The 231-nt window shown below is 41.6% G+C and carries 1 protein-coding gene; it reads right to left on the reverse strand.

Going from position 1 to position 231, the window contains the following annotated elements; genetic code table 11:
• On the reverse strand, positions 1-231 hold a 231-nt coding region (locus SB660_RS24185; RefSeq protein ID WP_410585185.1), incomplete at both ends, for an undecaprenyl diphosphate synthase family protein.

Here is a 231-nt window from a genome sequence, read left to right on the forward strand (position 1 = left end):
CTGTATTATGCTTCGTCTCTTCCATTGCCTCATACAATGCTTTTTGTGTAGGTGCTGGCAAGAGCGTCGGATCTCCAATCATTTCAACTCGCACATTGCGCTCCATCATTTCCGGTAAAAAAGATCCTAAAAATTCTACAGGTAGACGCATCAGAAAATCGACTTCAGGCTTTGGCCGTTTCCAATTTTCTGTAGAGAACGCATACACTGTTAATACTTTTATGCCAAGAT

Source organism: Bacillus sp. SIMBA_005, assembly GCF_046535585.1.
GTDB lineage: Bacteria > Bacillota > Bacilli > Bacillales > Bacillaceae > Bacillus > Bacillus pumilus.